At 70.8% G+C, this 16,158-nt stretch carries 11 protein-coding genes; 5 read left to right on the top strand and 6 right to left on the bottom strand.

The genetic code is table 11. From position 1 onward, the window contains the following. Positions 1-72: 72 nt before the first annotated feature. From ACL02T_RS06360 to ACL02T_RS06340, 5 genes are all read right to left on the bottom strand, one after another. Complete coding sequence (locus ACL02T_RS06360; RefSeq protein ID WP_412829714.1) at positions 73-831, bottom strand: tyrosine-protein phosphatase; 759 nt, start codon at positions 829-831, stop codon at positions 73-75. Positions 832-947: 116 nt separating this feature from the next. Continuing rightward, positions 948-1,196, bottom strand: coding sequence for a helix-turn-helix domain-containing protein (locus ACL02T_RS06355; RefSeq protein WP_412829713.1), 249 nt, complete (start codon positions 1,194-1,196; stop codon positions 948-950). Between the two features lie 954 nt (positions 1,197-2,150). Beyond that, positions 2,151-2,606, bottom strand: a complete 456-nt coding sequence (locus ACL02T_RS06350) for a hypothetical protein (RefSeq protein WP_412829712.1) — start codon at positions 2,604-2,606, stop codon at positions 2,151-2,153. An 8-nt stretch (positions 2,607-2,614) separates the two neighbouring features. Continuing rightward, positions 2,615-3,451 (bottom strand): mycofactocin-coupled SDR family oxidoreductase, encoded by an 837-nt coding sequence (locus tag ACL02T_RS06345; protein WP_412829711.1) that lies wholly within the window; start codon positions 3,449-3,451, stop codon positions 2,615-2,617. Between the two features lie 69 nt (positions 3,452-3,520). Continuing rightward, positions 3,521-4,897: an NAD(P)/FAD-dependent oxidoreductase gene (locus tag ACL02T_RS06340; RefSeq protein ID WP_412829710.1), complete on the bottom strand. Its 1,377-nt coding sequence runs from the start codon at positions 4,895-4,897 to the stop codon at positions 3,521-3,523. Positions 4,898-5,164: 267 nt separating this feature from the next. On the opposite strand from ACL02T_RS06340, the gene ACL02T_RS06335 reads away from it, so the two are divergent. Together ACL02T_RS06335 and ACL02T_RS06330 are read left to right on the top strand one after the other, a co-directional pair. Next, complete coding sequence (locus ACL02T_RS06335) at positions 5,165-7,765, top strand: CaiB/BaiF CoA transferase family protein (protein WP_412829709.1); 2,601 nt, start codon at positions 5,165-5,167, stop codon at positions 7,763-7,765. Positions 7,766-7,807: 42 nt separating this feature from the next. Then, positions 7,808-10,621 carry an FAD-binding and (Fe-S)-binding domain-containing protein gene (locus ACL02T_RS06330; protein ID WP_412829708.1) on the top strand — a complete coding sequence of 938 codons (2,814 nt, stop codon included), beginning with the start codon at positions 7,808-7,810 and terminating at the stop codon, positions 10,619-10,621. A gap of 8 nt (positions 10,622-10,629) precedes the next feature. On the opposite strand, the gene ACL02T_RS06325 is transcribed toward ACL02T_RS06330, so the two are convergent. Next, a complete protein-coding gene (locus tag ACL02T_RS06325; RefSeq protein ID WP_412829707.1) occupies positions 10,630-12,021 on the bottom strand; it encodes a TetR/AcrR family transcriptional regulator in 1,392 nt (463 codons plus the stop codon). Between the two features lie 167 nt (positions 12,022-12,188). Here ACL02T_RS06325 and ACL02T_RS06320 point away from each other — a divergent pair, with 167 nt between their 5' ends. The 3 genes from ACL02T_RS06320 to ACL02T_RS06310 all read left to right on the top strand — a co-directional run bounded on the left by ACL02T_RS06320 (position 12,189) and on the right by ACL02T_RS06310 (position 16,157). Then, a complete protein-coding gene (locus ACL02T_RS06320; RefSeq protein WP_412829706.1) occupies positions 12,189-14,807 on the top strand; it encodes a CaiB/BaiF CoA transferase family protein in 2,619 nt (872 codons plus the stop codon). An 88-nt stretch (positions 14,808-14,895) separates the two neighbouring features. Then, positions 14,896-15,483, top strand: coding sequence for a helix-turn-helix domain-containing protein (locus tag ACL02T_RS06315; RefSeq protein ID WP_412829705.1), 588 nt, complete (start codon positions 14,896-14,898; stop codon positions 15,481-15,483). Next, positions 15,480-16,157, top strand: coding sequence for a helix-turn-helix domain-containing protein (locus ACL02T_RS06310; protein WP_412829704.1), 678 nt, complete (start codon positions 15,480-15,482; stop codon positions 16,155-16,157). Before ACL02T_RS06315 ends, ACL02T_RS06310 begins: the two co-directional genes overlap by 4 nt. Position 16,158 lies beyond the last annotated feature (1 nt).

Below are 16,158 nucleotides of genomic sequence, written 5' to 3'. Positions count from 1 at the left end.
GCGTTCTCCTCCCGCGTTCCTGCCGCGTTGTGGCGCCATGACGCCATCCCGGATGCGGCACTCCTCGCGCCTTCAGACGAGGCGGTCGCGCAGGGCCGTGAGCTCGTCGTCCCTGAGGCCGTTGGCCCGCAGCCAGCCGACCGCGCCGCCGTCGCGCTCGTCGAGCGTGGCCAGCACCTGCTCCATCGCCACCGCCCGCGGACTGTGCCGGTCGATCTCCTCCGGACCCGGCATCTCCTCGCCGGACACCGAGGTCCAGCGCCGGAACATCGCCTCGATCCTCGTGGCGGACAGGGCGTAGTCCTCGACGACGGCCTCCCGCTCGACCCCGACGGCGTCGAGCACCATCGCCACCAGGGTCCCGGTGCGGTCCTTGCCCGCGGCGCAGTGCACCAGGGCCGTCCCCTCGGAGTGCGCGAGCCGCCGGACCGCACCGACGACGTTGGGCCCGCGGTCGCGCAGGTAGCCGAGGTAGTTCGCGACCATCGGGTGGACGTCGTCGCCCACCTCGGGCAGCTCCCGTCCCGACTCCGGGATGAAGCTGAACTGCACGGTCTCGACGCCGGCGCGCGCGAGCACGGTCTCGCCGCGCTCGGCGATCTCGCGGTCGGTCCGCAGGTCGAGGATCAGCCGCAGGCCGATCCCGTCGAGGAGCTGCCGGACGTCACCCGGGGTCACGTGGTCGAGCGACTCGCTGCGCAGCAGCACGCCGGTGCGGGTGTGCCCGCCCCCGAGGAGCGGCAGGCCGCCGACGTCCCGGATGTTGCTGAGGCCCTCGAAGCGCAGCCAGCGGTCGGTGGGAGTGGTGGTCGGCACGGCGGCGTCGGTCACCCTTCCCACGGTAACGGCGGTTCCTCCGGTTCCCGGGTGACCGGCGTCTCACCCGAGCAGCTTCTGCGCGCCCCGCCCACGCGATCGTGAGCCTGCTCCCCGATCATGTGTCCTGCTCACGCTCCGCCGTCGTCAGCCGCAAACGCCCGAGCCAGCGTGGACGGTGCTCGGGGGGACGGCTTGGTCGACCTGCCCTGTTCGAGCCGCACGATGTGGTCGACGGACAGGCCGGCGAGCAGGGCGAGCTCCTCACGCCGTAGGCCTGGCGCGCGCCGGTGTCCGTCGCCCGGCAGGCCGACCTCGGCGGGTTTCGTGCGATCCCGCCAAGCATGCAAGGCCCTGCCAGGATCCGTGGTCCCGGTCATCCCCCAGTACCGGCGGCCGGCCGCGTCCCGTCGTGGTACTCCGCATCCACCGGCTGCGGCGGGTACTGGTCGATTCCGGGCGCTCGCGGAAGGTGGACGTACCGGCCGACGACTGGCGGATCCACCCGCCAGTCTGCAGCGAAGGAGCACTCGATGAAGTACCGCACGCTCGGGCGGACCGGGATCAAGGTCAGCCCCTACGCGCTCGGCATGTTCGCCAGCCAGATGGGCAACGAGCCGGAGGAGTCGGTTCGGATCACTCACAAGGCGATCGACGCCGGGGGTCCGTTCGCCCAGGGAATGCTGACCGGCCGGGTGCGAAAGGGCGATGGCAACGACCTCGAACGCGTCCAGTTCTCGCGCCACCTCTCCGCCGAACGCCGCATCGACGTCGTCGAACAACTCGTCCCGCTCGCGCAGGAGGCCGGCCTGCCCATGACTCACCTGGCGATGGCGTTCGCCGTCGCCCACCGGGGGTCACCGCGCTCCTCGGCCCGCGCACCATGGCACATCTCGACGACCTTCTGGCCGGGGCCGACGTCGAACTGTCCGACGACGTCATGGACCGGATCGACGAGATCGTCCCACTGTCCGCGGCACTGTCGCCTCGACCGGCGAAGCTGCCAGCACGCTTCGGCAGTTCGCTCCCGAGCCCGACGCCGAGCGGCCGAGAATCAGTGGTCGTCGTCCCCCGCGCCCGCCGGCAATGTGACGTCGACCTTGAGCGCCACGCCCCGAGAGCTGCACAGCTTCACCGCGTCGTGGCGTGCCCATCAGCCCGCGTTCGAGTGTCCCTACGCGGTCGGGTGTGCGCCTCGAAGAGGGCTTCCACGCGTTCACCAACGTCATCACGAGGGACGCGGGCGCCCTCGCTGTCGGCTTGCGGGTGACAGCGGTGTGCGTGCCCGTGGGCGGCGGCGTGGTCCTCCTCTCTCCCGCCCGGGCTTTGGACTCTCAGCGACCGATCAGCGGCGGCGAGGACACCCCACAGATGCCAATCGGGATGCTCGCGAGCCCGTGCTCCTCGGTGTCAGCGAGCAACTCGACCAGGTAGGCCCGCAGCCCGTCGAGGAACCGGACGAGCTCGGGCGCACCCGGCTGGTCGGTCCCGAGCCGCGCGGCTTGACGCCGAGCGCGGCGGACCACCGCGAGGCCGTGAAGGATCATGGCCCCGGCGTCTACCGCCGGCTCGTCGACAAGGACCGAGCCGCCCGTAAGCGCGGGTAGCTCGGCAGGGGGGACGGGCTCGACGACTCCGCGTTCCAGGGCCGCCACGAGCAGGCCGAGACCCGCACGCACCGCACGCACGGTGAGTCGGTGGACCTCGGGCAGGGAACAGGTGCCCAACGCGGCACCGAGTATCGCCGACAGCTCATCCAGTGAATCAGCGCAGTCCTCGAGGTCGCTCACCCACGCCCTCATTTCGCACTTGCCCCCAGGTCGACCGGCAGGGCGATGCCGGTCACGTACCGACTCTCGTCCGAGGCCAACCACAACACCGCATTCGAGATGTCGATCGTCTGCACCCACGGCATCGGCCAGATGTTCGGTACGCTGTAGACCTCCTTCGCCTCCTCGAACGTCGGGGCCTCCAAATCTGGCCGGAAGGCCTTTCGCACCATCATGTTGTCCAACATGTGCGTCTCGACGTTCGTCGGGTGCACCGTGTTGACCCGGATGCGGTGCTCGGCCAACTCGTGCGCCAGCGACTTGGCCAAGCCCACAGTGCCGAACTTCGCCGCCACGTAGCTCGAGGCGCCCGCGGCCCCCTTGAGACCGACCAGGGAGCTGGTGATGATGATCGACCCGCCCTGCCCCTGGTCGATCAGGAACGGGATCGCCGCCTTGGCCGTGTGCCACACCCCGGTCAGGTTGATGTCGATCATCGTGCCCCACTGTTGGTCGGACTGCTCGTGGGTGGGCCCCATGGTGAGGATGCCCGCGTTGGCGCACACGACGTCGAGGCGCCCGAACTCCGCGACGCCCCGGCCGAGCACCTCGTCCAGAGCCGCCTGCTCACGAACGTCGCCCTTCGCCGCGACGATCCTGCGATCGAGCTTCTCGACCAGCTCGACGGTCTCGGCCAGATCGTCCTCGGTGGCCGCCGGATAGCCATCCTGCGTCTCCACCGGCCCGCAGATGTCGACGGCGATGATGTCCGCACCCTCCTCGGCCAGCCGCACCGCGTGCGACCGACCCTGACCCCGTGCCGCGCCTGTGATGAACGCGACCTTGCCCTCCACGCGACCGGCCATGCCGACTCCCTTCGCTCGATGCGTGGGGTTGCGCCGTCGGGCGCCACCCCTACCTCACTGTCGGACCCGTCAGTCCTTGCGGCTCAAATTGCCGAGGCGGTCCCAGTCCGCCTTCACCCGATTCTGGAGGTCCTCGTCTGCCATCCACTCCGGCCCACGCAGAATGTGCACGGTCTCCCAGAACTTGATCGTCACCTCTTTGTCCTCGGTCGCCAGCGCCAGCACGCGGTCGGTGTACGAGGATTCAGGACGGTCGGCCTCATCGACGGTGACCCCGTCGACCTCGACCCCCGGGACGGCGTAGTCCGACCCGGTCGAGAAGGCCCAGCAGGGCTGAGTGACCTGCTCGTCCAGCCGCTTCTGGAACCCCTCGGCGAAGCCAGCGCCGAGGGTTGCGCCCTCGTCGAGGTACTCCCGCAGCAGCCGCGCGCCCATGGCGGCGGAGGCCATCCCCTGCCCGTAGATCGGGTTGAAGGCGGCGCTCGCGTCGCCGAGGACGATGAGATTCTCCGGCCGGGACTGCAGGCCCGCGTAGTCCCGCAGACGGTTCGTCGTGTTCCGCCAGGCCTCGAACGGTGAGATGATCTCGAACCGGTCGAGTACCTCGGTGAAGGCCTGTGAGCCGAAGCTGCCCATGTAGTCCCGGAAGCCCTCCGGGTCAGCGGGAGGGTAGTCCCCCGCGCAGCCCTGCGCGGTCACCACCCACTGCCCGTCCTCCTGGCACCACATCGCGCCGCCGCGAGTGGCCGTCGGCCCCTCACCGGACACCGTCGGACCGATGTACATCGACTTGAAGCCCGGGTCCCACGACTCGGGGGGACGGACATAGGTCGTGGCGTAGCCCCAGCGCGCGTTGACGGTCTTCTCGACCGGCGCCGGGTAGCCCAGGGCGGCGAGGAAATCGGGGGTCTTCGACGCGCGCCCGCTGGTGTCGACGACCAGGTCGGCCTCATAGGCGACCTCGTTGCCGGTGGCGTCGACGGCAGTAACTCCGGTGATGGCGCCGTCCTCCGCGGTCAGACCGGTCACCGTGGTGTTTGGCACGAAATCGACGCCCTCGAGACGGGACGAGCGGTCCCGTAAGTACCACTCGAGTAGCCTGCGGGTGGGCTGCAGCATCATGAGTTCGGACTCGAAACGCGGGAAGTAGCCGCATTTCGAGGCGTAGCGGACGTCGGCGGTAGCGCACGACTCCGGCACACCGAGCTTGCGGAGATCGTCGGGCAGGCCCGGGAACAGCGCCTCCATGGCGTGCCTGCCGCCAATTGTCAGGGTGTGGAACTGGTACCCGTGCGGGACCCCCTTGCGCTTCTGCGGGGAGTCCGGCAGGTCGTCACGGTCGAGCACGGTGACACGGGCGAAGTACGGCGCAAGCGCGGCCGCGGTCGCCGCGCCACCGATGCTCGCGCCGAGCACCACGGCGGTTCCGGTCGGGGCGTCGGTCATCTCTGAGCACCTTTCGTCGGCACCACCGCAGTCATGTGGGGTGTCGAGGCTGAGGAATGTGAGCGGGCGGACGGCCCGAGACTCGAGCGCGCCCCACGAGATGGTGGTGACGGTACTCACATCCTCATCGGAACGCAAGATTCTTTCGTTTGATCAGAGATCGCGTGGTCCAAGAACGCCGAAGATCGACAGAACTTCATTGCTTGACAACAAACTTCACCAAGCCTGACAGTAGGGACTGATTCCCGTCGACCCAGGAGGTCACCCATGAGCTCGGACCCCGATCCCACCGCGTTCTTGGCAGGCGTCCGGGTGGTCGAGATCGCGGACGAGCTCGGCGAGTACTGCGGCAAGGTGTTGGCCGGACTCGGCGCGGATGTGGTGAAGGTCGAGCCGCCGGGCGGGGAGGCGACGCGCCGGATCGGTCCGTTCGTGCGCGACGAGCCGCATCCGGAACGGAGTCTGTTCTTCTGGCACTACAACCTCGGTAAGCGGTCGGTCGAGCTGGACCTCGACACCGAGGAGGGCGCGGGGGCACTGCGCGAGCTGGTCGCCTCCGCCGACATCGTGCTGGACACCTACCACCGCGACTACCTGCGGTCGCGAGGTGTGGGCGCGGCCGATCTGATCGAGCGGCACCCGGGTCTCATCACGTTGCGCATCAGTCCCTTCGGTGACGACGGCCCGTGGGCCGACCACCGGGGCAGCGACCTGGTCCACCTCGCGCTCGGTGGCGTCATGATGAACTGCGGCTACGACCCCGCGCCGGACGGCACGTACGACACGCCGCCGATCGCTCCGCAGATGTGGCACGCCTACCACATCACCGGCGAGATGGCGGTGATGTCGATCCTGGCCGCGCTCAACCACCGCAGGCGCACCGGCGAGGGCCAGCACATCGCGGTCGCTGTGCACGACGCCGTGAGCAAGAACTCCGAGACCGACACCCCGGATTGGGTCTTCCTGCGCCAGGAGCACTTCCGGATCACCTGCCGGCACTCCACCACTCCGGAGGGCGCCGCGTTCACCTCCGTCTCGTCGCTCGCCCGGACCAAGGACGGTCGGTGGCTGCTCCCCTACCGCGCCTACGCCGGGCTCAAGGGATTCGTGAACGCCTGGGAGGGCTCACGGCGGATCCTCGCCCGGTACGGCATGGCGATGGACCTGGAATCCCCCGAGTACGACGACCCGATCTTCCGGGGCAGGCCGGAGGTGACCCAGCACATCGCGGACTGCGTCGACGACCTTGTCGAGCGGCTGCCGTTCGCCGCCGACCTCTGGCGCGAGGCCCAGGCCGAGGGCATGCCGTGGGCGCCGGTCCGCAAGCCTGAGGAGAACCTCGACGACGAGCACTGGCTCGCCCGCGAGACGTTCGCCGAGGTCCACCACCCCGAGCTGGGCGAGACCTTCATCTACGTGGGCGCCAAGTGGCTCGCCCCGGGTGTGCCGTGGCGGGTGGGGCCCCGACCTCCGCTGGTCGGCGAGCACACCGACGAGGTCCGTGCGGAGTGGGCGGGACGGGGCCCCGGCATCCCGACACCCACCATGCGCCCCACGGGTGCGGTGACCACCAGTGCCCGGGGCAAGCCCTTCGCCCTCCAGGGTGTGCGGGTCGTCGATCTCAGCTGGATGCTGGCCAGTGCGGGCGCAGGCCGGTTCCTCGCCGCGTTCGGCGCGGACGTGATCAAGGTGGAGCACGAGTCCCGGTGGGACGGCATGCGCTTCAGCACCGGCCTCGCCCCCGACGGCGGCCGCGCCGCTCGCGACGCCGCCACTGGCCCGCTGCCGACCCCGCAGACCAGCGACCCCAACCGCGGCGGCTCGTTCATGGAGATCAACTCCGGCAAGCGCGGGATGTCGCTGAACCTCAAGGACCCGCAGGGCCAGGCCATCCTGACCGAGCTGCTCCGGGATGCCGACGTCGTCGTCGAGGGTTTCTCGCCGGGGACGATGGAGCGGATGGGCTTCGGGTACGACCGGCTCCGGGAGATCAACCCGCGCATCGTCTACATCCAACAATCCGGCCTGGGCCAGCGCGGCACGTACGGCGGTGCTCGGACCTACGGCCCCACCGCCCAGGCACTGATCGGCCTCAGCGACATGTCCGGCCTGCCGGAGCCGTACGCACCCGCCGGGATCGGCTACTCCTACTTGGACTGGTTCGGCGCCTACAACATGGCCAACGCGATCCTCGCGGCCCTCTACCGCCGCGACGCCACCGGCCAGGGCTGCTACGTCGACTGTGCCCAGGCCGAGGTCGGGGCCTTCCTCACCGGCACCGCGGTGCTCGACCACACCGTCAACGGCCGGACCTGGTCGCGATACGGCAACCGGTCGCCCTACAAGCAGGCGGCTCCGCACGGCGCCTACCGGACCGCGGGCGACGACCGGTGGATCGCCGTCGCCTGCTTCGACGACGTGCAGTGGCGGGCGCTGGCCGAGGAACTCGGGACCCCGGCCTGGACGGCGGACGAGCGGTACGCGACGCTCGCCGGGCGACTGGCCGACCAGGAGCGCCTCGACCGCCTCGTCGAGGGGGCCACCCGGGACCGCGACCCGTTCGAGCTGATGGCGCGGCTGCAGGCCCGCGGGGTTCCGGCCGGGGTCTGCCAGACCGCGCAGGACCGCTACGAGCGCGATCCGCAGCTCGCCCACCTCGGCTGGACCGTGGAGCTGGAGCAGCGCACCATCGGCCGCTGGCCGGTCAAGGAACACCCCGGCCTGCTCGGCGCGACCCCCGCCTACATGGGCGGCCCGCACGACCGCTCGGGTCCCGACTACGGCCAGGACACGGTCGCAGTACTCCGCGACGTCCTCGGCTACGACGCCGACACGATCACCCGCCTGCAGGAGAACGGGGTCGTCTGACGCGCCGGACGACCGCTCCAGAGCAGAGAACGGGGATGCCCCATGGTCCACCTCGCAGACGATGCCACCCGCCTGCCGGACTTCATCAGTGACGACGCCCTCGATCGCCATGCACTCTCCCATGACGCGTCGCACTTCCTCCTCGTGCCGAGCGCCGTCGCCGTCCCCTCCTCGGTGGCGGACATGGTCGAGCTGTTCGGCGTCGCCACCGCCCTGCGCCGACCCCTCACCTTCCGCTCCGGAGGCACGAGCCTCTCCGGGCAGGGGGTCACCGACCAGATCCTGGTCGACGTCCGTCGCCAGTTCCGTGGTGTCGAGGTGCTCGACGGCGGCGCGCGGGTTCGCGTCGAGCCAGGGGTGACACTGCGCCAGGTCAACGCACGGCTGGCAGCCCACGGTCGGATGCTCGGGCCGGATCCCGCCAGCGAGGTGGCGTGCACCATCGGCGGGGTCGTCGCCAACAACTCGAGCGGGATGTCCTGCGGCATCGAGCTCAACGCCTACCGCACGGTCGAGTCATTGCTTCTCGTACTCCCGAGCGGCACGGTCGTCGACACGGGCGCGGCCGACGCGGATGCGCTGCTCCTCGCCCGAGAGCCACGGCTGCACGCCGGCTTGATCGCCCTCCGCGACCGGATCCGCACCGAACCGAGTTCCGTCGACAACATCCGACGCCGCTTCTCGATGAAGAACACGATGGGCTACTCGCTCAATGCCTTCCTCGACTTCTCGACGCCGGCCGAGCTGCTGACCCGGCTCGTCATCGGCAGCGAGGGGACCCTGGCGTTCGTCGCGGCCGCCGTCTTCCGCACCGTTCCCGTCCGGCCCCGGGCCGCGACGGCCCTGGCGGTCTATCCCGACCTGTCCTCCGCCACAGCGGCACTCCCGGATCTCGCGTCGGCGGGCCTCGCGTCCATCGAGCTCCTGGACACCCGATCCCTGGCGGTCGCGTCGAAAGCGTCCCCGATCCCGTCGGCGCTGCGCGACCTCGTCCTCGACCGGCACGTGGCGCTGCTCGTGGAGCACCGCAGCGACAGCGAGGAGGGCCTCGAACAGCAGGTCAGCCGCAGCCGGACGCTGCTGGCTCGCGGGCCTTCACGGCCGGTCGGGTTCACCTCGGTCGCCGGCGAGCGCGATGCGCTGTGGCAGATCCGCAAGGGGCTCTACGCCAGCGTCGCGGGCGCCCGGCCCGCCGGGACGACGGCCCTGCTCGAAGACATCGTGGTGCCGGTCCCGAGACTGAGCGCGACTTGCTCCGGGCTCTCCACGTTGCTGGCCGAGCACGGCTACCAGGACTTCGTGGTCTTCGGACACGCCAAGGACGGAAACCTCCACTTCATGCTGTGCGACCGGCTCGGCGAGGCCGGTGCGCGACGACGCTACGCCGCATTCACCGAGGATCTGGTCGACCTCGTGCTCGCGCAGGACGGGAACCTCAAGGCCGAGCACGGGACCGGCCGGATGATGGCGCCCTACGTCCGCCGGCAGTACGGCGACGAGCTGACTGAGGTCATGTGGGAGCTCAAGCGGCTGTGCGACCCCGCCGGCCTGCTCAACCCCGGCGTCGTCCTCGCCGAGGACCCGACCGTTCACCTCCGCGACCTCAAGGCCCCCGAGCCGGTCGAGCATGAGGTCGACCGCTGCGTCGAGTGCGGATACTGCGAGCCGACCTGTCCCAGTCGCGACCTGACCACGACACCCCGCCAGCGCATCGCGCTGCGCCGGGACATCGCCGCAGCCCGCCGCACCGGGGACGTCGCCCTGCAGGCGGACCTCGAGTCGGCCTACGGGTACGCGGCCGTCGACACCTGCGCGGCGGACGGGATGTGCCGGCTGCCCTGCCCTGTCGGCATCGACACCGGTGACCTCGTGCGCCGGCTGCGTGGGGAGGCGTCCGGGCGAACCGGCGAGACGCTCTGGCGCACCGCCGCCCGGCACTGGGGCTCGACGACGACGCTGCTGAGCGGCGCACTGACGCTCGCCCGCGCGGTGCCTGCCGCCGTACCACGCTCGGCGAGCCGCCTAGGCCGCGCGATCGCCGGGCAGGAGAACGTTCCGTTGTACGACGGAGGCCTGCCCGGAGGCGGTCGGCGCTCGCACGCACCGAGCCACCCCTCGCCCGAGGCGGTGCTGTTCCCGAGCTGTCTCAACACAATCTTTGGCGCGGCGGGGGGAGGCAGCGCCTCGGCGGACGCGGTGCGCAGGCTCTGCGACCGCGCCGGGACCCCTGTCACGGGTCTCGACCACCATGCGGGGTTCTGCTGCGGCACGCCGTGGAAGTCAAAGGGTCGCACCAGCGGACTGGCCGAGATGGCGGCCCGAGTGGTCCCGACGATCATCGAGGCGACGCGGGCGGGTGAGCTGCCCGTGGTGTGCGATTCCTCCTCTTGTTCCGACGGCCTCGCCTCCCTGCTCGCGGACTCGATCTCGCAACACCCGGGCGCCGCGAACGTTCAGGTAATGGACGCTGTCGACTTCGTCGCCGACCACCTGCTCCCCCGACTCCGGGTGGAGAGACGAACCGCCACCCTCGTCCTACACCCGACCTGCTCGTCCGCCAAGCGCGGCGGCATCGACGCCATGCGCCGCATCGCCGGCCTGCTGGCCGACGACGTCGTGATCCCCGCGGCGTGGGGCTGCTGTGGCTTCGCCGGGGATCGCGGGCTACTCCGGCCCGAGCTCACGGCCGCGGCGACCCGGCACGAGGCCGAGGAAGTCGCCGGCCTCGACCCGCACGCCGACCATGCCTCGGCCAACCGGACCTGCGAGCTGGCGATGACGCGGGCCACCGGTCGCACCTACCACCACCTCCTCGATCTCCTCGAGAGGTCCAGCCAGGCGGAGGCCGGCCCATGAGACACGGCTCAGCTCCGCGGGGGTCGCCCCTGCTCCGAGGTCAGCGAATGAACCGCGGCGGTCAGGTCGGCGAGCAGCGCTTCGACCCGCGCCAGCCGCTCCTCGACGGCCGAACGTGGCGGCACAGGCCGTCGCCCCTGCAGCTCGCCGAGGCCTTCCAGCACGGTCTCGGCGAGAACCAGGGCGATGCGGGCGGGATCGCTCGGGCCGTCTACCGAGTACCAGGAGACGATGTCGTTCATCGCGCCGAAGATCAGCCGGCAGACGATCTCCCCCTCGAGGTCCGCCCGCAGCGTGCCCTCGTCCGCCCCGCGCTGGACGACCTTCGCCCAGTCCGCGAGGTACCGCCGCTGGGCGGCCTCGCTGCGGGCGCGCAAGGATGCCGGGGCCTGGCGCGAGATCCGCATGTAGACGGAGGTGTGCGGGCCGGTAAGGAGGGACACCACCTGCGCGGTGATCATCGTCGCCAGCTGGGTGGCAGCGTCGGCCCCGGGAGGCAGAGCGGCGACCTCGGCGAAGACGAACGCGTGGATCCGCTCGGCCGACTCCTCCAGGAGCTCCGACACGAGGGCCTCACGCGAGGCGAAGTGGTGATAGAGGCTGCCCACCTGGATCCCGGCAAGCGCGGCCACGTCCGCGAGCCGCGCGGAGGCGTAGCCGTCCCGCATGAAGATCACCGCGGCCGCGTCGATGATGCGGTCCCGGGTGCCCTCGCGCGGCCGGTGGGAGACGGTCGCGCGGGCCTGGATCGCGGTCGCCGTCGGCAGCCCGACCCGCTCACGAGCGACCGGGCGGTCTGCGGTCAGACCTTCGAAGTACAGCGTGGCGAAGATGTGCCGGAGATCCTCCAACGCGATCCCGCCGCGCCGCTTGCGGTACCAGTCCGCCGTGGAATTCGCGGCCCCCAGCAGGAGCATCCGGGAGACGACCGGATCGAGGTCCGCCCGGATCTCCCCGTCCTCCCGGGCCCGCCGCACGACGGTACCGAGGTGCGCGACGTACTCGCGGGCGGCGGTGATTGCTCCCGCCCTGGTCTCCTCGGACACCTGGTCGATGATCCGCAGGTAGGCGGGGACATAGTCGTCCTCCGTGCCGAGCACCACCCCGAGGTGGGCATCGATCTCCGCCCGGAGCCCGCCGCGGGGAGGGGCCTGCCCGACCGTCCGGCGACGGTCCTCGAGGAAGTCCCGGATCCGCTGTCGAGCCACCGCGAGCACCTCGCTGACCAGCTCCTCGCGCGAGGCGAAATGGTAGTAGAGGCTGCCCACCTTCGTTCCGGCGAGCGCGGCGATGTCCGCGAGCGTGCTCTCCTTGTAACCCTTGGCGCGAAAGGCTGCCGCGGCCGCGTCCAGAATGCGGCTGCGCGTCTCCTCGCCCTTACGCCCCCGCGGGGTGCTCATCGGGACCACCACTCCCCTCCCGCGGCACCGCCGCGACGAGTCGAACTCTGGTTAGGACACCCTAGCGCGCCCGGCGGATCCCGCCTCGCAGCCGAATCCGGAATCGGTTCGTCACCCCGCCGCGGGCCGGGACCTCCCCCGACCCTCACACGGAATCGGAGCCACCGTTGACCACACCCGCCGCCCCCACTCCCCCCTCCACCTTCCTCCAGGGCACCCGGGTCCTCGAGCTCGCCGACGAGCTTGGGGAGTACTGCGGCCGTCTGCTCGCCGGACTCGGCGCGGAGGTCGTCAAGATCGAGCCGCCAGGCGGCGAGGGCACCCGTCGTCACGGCCCGTTCCACCACGACGAGCCCCATCCGGACCGGTCGCTGCACTTCTGGCACTACAACCTCGGCAAACGGTCCGTGGTCCTGGACCTAACCACCGAGGCGGGCCGTCGCGGATTCCGTGACCTGGCCGCGGGCGCCGACGTCCTCCTCGACACCCGACACCGCGACTACCTCCGGTCGGCGGGCCTCGACCCGGACGACCTCGTCGCAGCGAACCCGGGCCTGATCCACGCGCGGATCAGCCCGTTCGGAGACGACGGTCCATGGGCCGACCATGTCGGCAGTGACCTGGTCCACCTGGCCCTCGGCGGGGTCATGATGAACTGCGGCTACTCCCCCGATCCGTACGGCGTCTACGACACACCACCGATCGCACCGCAGATGTGGCAGGCCTACCACATGGCAGGCGAGCTGGCGGCGATCGGGATCATGACGGCCCTCATCCACCGGCTGTCCCACGGTGCCGGCCAGCGGCTCTCCACCGCCGTGCACGAGGTCGTCAGCAAGAACACCGAGGTCGACCTCCCGAGCTGGGTGTACAGCCGGCAGCCGCTGATGCGCCAGACCTGCCAGCACGCGGCCGCCCAGGTCGGTGATCCCGCGCTCGCCGTCACCAAGGACGGCCGCTACCTGCTGCCCTGGCGACTCATGGGGGCAGCCGGTTTCGTCGACGCCTGGGCGGGCTCGCTGCGCCTGCTCAAGCGCTACGACAGCGCCGAGGATCTCGCCGATGCCCGGTACGACGATCCGGCCCTGCGCCAGGACCCCCAGGTGAAGCGGCACATCGGCCGCGTGGTCGACGCCTTGTCCAGCAAGCTGACCTACGAGCGCGGGCTGTGGGCGGAGGCGCAGGAGGAGGGCCTGCCCTGGGGGCCGCTGCGCAGGCCGGAGGAGAACGTCGCCGACGCGCACTGGCGCTCCCGGGAGACGTTCATCGACGTCCACCATCCCGAGCTCGGCGAGACCTACACCTACGTCGGGGCGAAATGGCTCGCGCCGGAGGTGCCCTGGACACGCGGTCCGCGGCCCCCCTTGGTCGGCGAGCACACCGATGAGATCCTCGCCGACGCGGCGCGCCGGGTGCCCCGCCCGATCCATGCGGCCGCCGTACCGCGGCCCGCGTTCGCCGCACCGAGTGCGCTGGGCACGCCGTTCGCGCTGAGCGGGGTCCGGGTCGTCGATCTGACCTGGCAGCTGGCCAGCGCCGGAGCGGGCCGCTACCTCACGTCCATGGGGGCCGAGGTGATCAAGGTCGAGCACTCCTCGCGATGGGACGGGATGCGGTGGGCGGCTGTGGGCCGTCCACCCGCGGGCGGACGCGCCGAGCGGGACGCCGCGACCGGTCCCCTGCCCGTCCCCGACGCCGACTCGCCGAACCGGTGCGGCTCCTTCATGGAGATCAACTCGGGCAAGCGGGCGATGAGCCTGAACCTGAAGAGCGACCGGGGCAAGGAAATCCTCGCCAAGCTGCTGGCTGACGCCGACATGGTGATCGAGGGCTTCACCCCCGGCACGATGGACCGGATGGGCTTCGGGTACGACCGGCTGAAGGAGATCAACCCACGGATCGTCTATGTGCAGCAGTCCGGGATGGGCCAGTTCGGCACGTACGGGCAGATGCGCAGCTACGGACCGATCGCCCAGGCCTTCTCCGGGCTGTCCGAGATGTCCGGGCTGCCGGCGCCCTACCCTCCCGCCGGCATCGGCTACTCCTACCTCGACTGGTTCGGCGCCTACAACATGGCAACCGCGATGATGGCCGCGCTCTACCGTCAACGCACCACCGGTCTGGGCTGTCACATCGACTCCTCGCAGGTCGAGACCGGGACCTACCTGACCGGCACGGCCGTCCTCGATCACTCGGTGAACGGTCGGGGCTGGACACGGTACGGCAATCGCTCGCCGTACAAGCCAGCCGCTCCGCACGGGGTCTTCCCAACCCGCGGCGAGGACCGGTGGATCGCCATCGCCTGCTTCGGCGACGAGCAGTGGCGGGGGCTGGTCGAGGTGCTCGGCGCCCCGCACTGGGCCGCCGACCCGCGGTTCGCCACCCTCGAAGGGCGCATCGCCGCACAGGACGAGCTCGAGCGCCACCTCGCGGACGAGACAACGGGCTGGGGCGGCTACGCGCTGATGTCCGCGCTCCAGTCCGTCGGCGTTCCGGCCGGTGTCTGCCAGACTGCCCAGGACCGCTGCGACACCGACCCACAGCTGGCCCACCTCGGCTGGCTGGTCGAACTCGGCCAGAGTGAGCTGGGCCGCTGGCCGGTCAAGGAACACCCGGTCAAGTTCAGCGAGACGCCCGCCTATATGGGCGGGCCCGTCGACCGCTCGGGACCCAACTACGCCGAGGACAATGCCTACGTCTTCCGGGACCTGCTCGGATTCACCGCCGAGGAGTACCTGACGCTGATCGACGAGGGCGTGACCGAGGAGTCCTGGAAGGCATCGTGAGGCCCCCCGCCGGTCGCGGCTCGCCGAAGGCTCGACGCCCCGGGTACGATCGCGGCCGGCAGGCGGCGGACGAGGAGGTGTTCCGCGCATGGCACAGGGCCAGACGTCCATGGACGACGAGCTCACGAACGACCTCTTCTCGATCGGCCAGAACATCCGGGCCACCCGCCGGGGCAGGCTCTCGCTTGACGCGCTCGCCAAGGCGGCCGGTGTGAGCGTCGGTCTGCTCAGCCAGCTGGAGAACGGGCGGGGCAACCCCACGCTCCAGGTGCTCACCCGGATCGCGGCGGCCCTCGAGGTGGAGATCACCGATATTGTCGCGGCCCCGGCCCCGCAGGCCACCGAGGTCGTGCGGGCCGAGTCGCGTTCGACGCACCGGGTGTTCGGCTCCGACCGAGACGTTGAGCTGCTGTCCCCCCACCTGCGCGGACCGTTCACGGTCACCGAGGTGACACTGCCGCCCGGCGCGGGGTTCGGGACCGAGCACGAGTTCGTCGGCGAGACCGTCATCCACGTCTTGGCGGGCACCTACACCATCCGAACCCGGACCGAGACCATCGAGGTGCAGCAGGGCGACACCCTGCAGGTCGACACGGCGTCGGTGATCGGCTATCACAACGACGGCCATCTTCCGATGCGCGCGGTGAACGTCTACGTCCCGGCGGAGGAGGAGTGAGCAGCGCACCCGAAGAACAGGTCCCGCCACCGCCCACGCCGCTCGGGCGACCCCGGATCGCGCCGGTACAGGGGGCGCCCCCTGCGCCGGGCGAGGGGGACCGGGTGCGCGGAGTCGGGCGGATCGTGCACGACCTGCGGCGCGACCAGATGACCCTCGCCGAGCTGAGCACCCGGGCCGGAGTGAGCATGGGCCTGCTGAGCAGGCTCGAGAACGGTTCAGGCAACCCGTCGTTCCGCGTCCTGAGCCGGATCGCGCATGCCCTGGGCGTGCACGTGAGTACGCTGTTTGCCGAGGCCCGACCGCCGACCACCCGGCTGGTGCGGGCCGAGGAGCGGCTCCGGGTGGTACTGCCGGACGGCCGGACCGAGTACGAGGTCATCGTCCCCGACCTCTCCGGGCGGTTGTGCGCCCACCTGTGGCGGTTCCCACGCGGGTACAGCGGCGAGGGCGCCGCCCAGAGCCGCGAAGGAGTGCAGTTCATCTACGTGCTGCGCGGCAGGCTCGAGCTGCACATCGACCACGAGGTCCACGCCCTCGACACCGGCGACGCGGTGACCTTCGACGCGCTGCGCCGGCACTGGATCCGCAACTCCTCGGCGCGGTCTGCGGCCGAGGCACTGGTGGTGACGTCGCCGCCGTTCCTGCCCGGTGGCGCGGCGGCGGACCGCTGAG

Origin of the sequence: Pseudonocardia oceanicola, from assembly GCF_047200735.1 — a bacterium.
Lineage (GTDB): Bacteria > Actinomycetota > Actinomycetes > Mycobacteriales > Pseudonocardiaceae > Pseudonocardia.
The sequence above is the reverse complement of the archived record's forward strand: the minus strand, read 5'-3'. Positions and strand labels throughout refer to the sequence as shown.

Bases quoted from the DNA above. Each gene is read 5' to 3' on its own strand.
- ACL02T_RS06355 (WP_412829713.1), bottom strand. From the start codon at position 1,196: ATGACCGGGACCACGGATCCTGGCAGGGCCTTGCATGCTTGGCGGGAT.
- ACL02T_RS06345 (WP_412829711.1), bottom strand. From the start codon at position 3,451: ATGGCCGGTCGCGTGGAGGGCAAGGTCGCGTTCATCACAGGCGCGGCA.
- ACL02T_RS06340 (WP_412829710.1), bottom strand. From the start codon at position 4,897: ATGACCGACGCCCCGACCGGAACCGCCGTGGTGCTCGGCGCGAGCATC.
- ACL02T_RS06335 (WP_412829709.1), top strand. From the start codon at position 5,165: ATGAGCTCGGACCCCGATCCCACCGCGTTCTTGGCAGGCGTCCGGGTG.
- ACL02T_RS06330 (WP_412829708.1), top strand. From the start codon at position 7,808: ATGGTCCACCTCGCAGACGATGCCACCCGCCTGCCGGACTTCATCAGT.
- ACL02T_RS06325 (WP_412829707.1), bottom strand. From the start codon at position 12,021: ATGAGCACCCCGCGGGGGCGTAAGGGCGAGGAGACGCGCAGCCGCATT.
- ACL02T_RS06315 (WP_412829705.1), top strand. From the start codon at position 14,896: ATGGCACAGGGCCAGACGTCCATGGACGACGAGCTCACGAACGACCTC.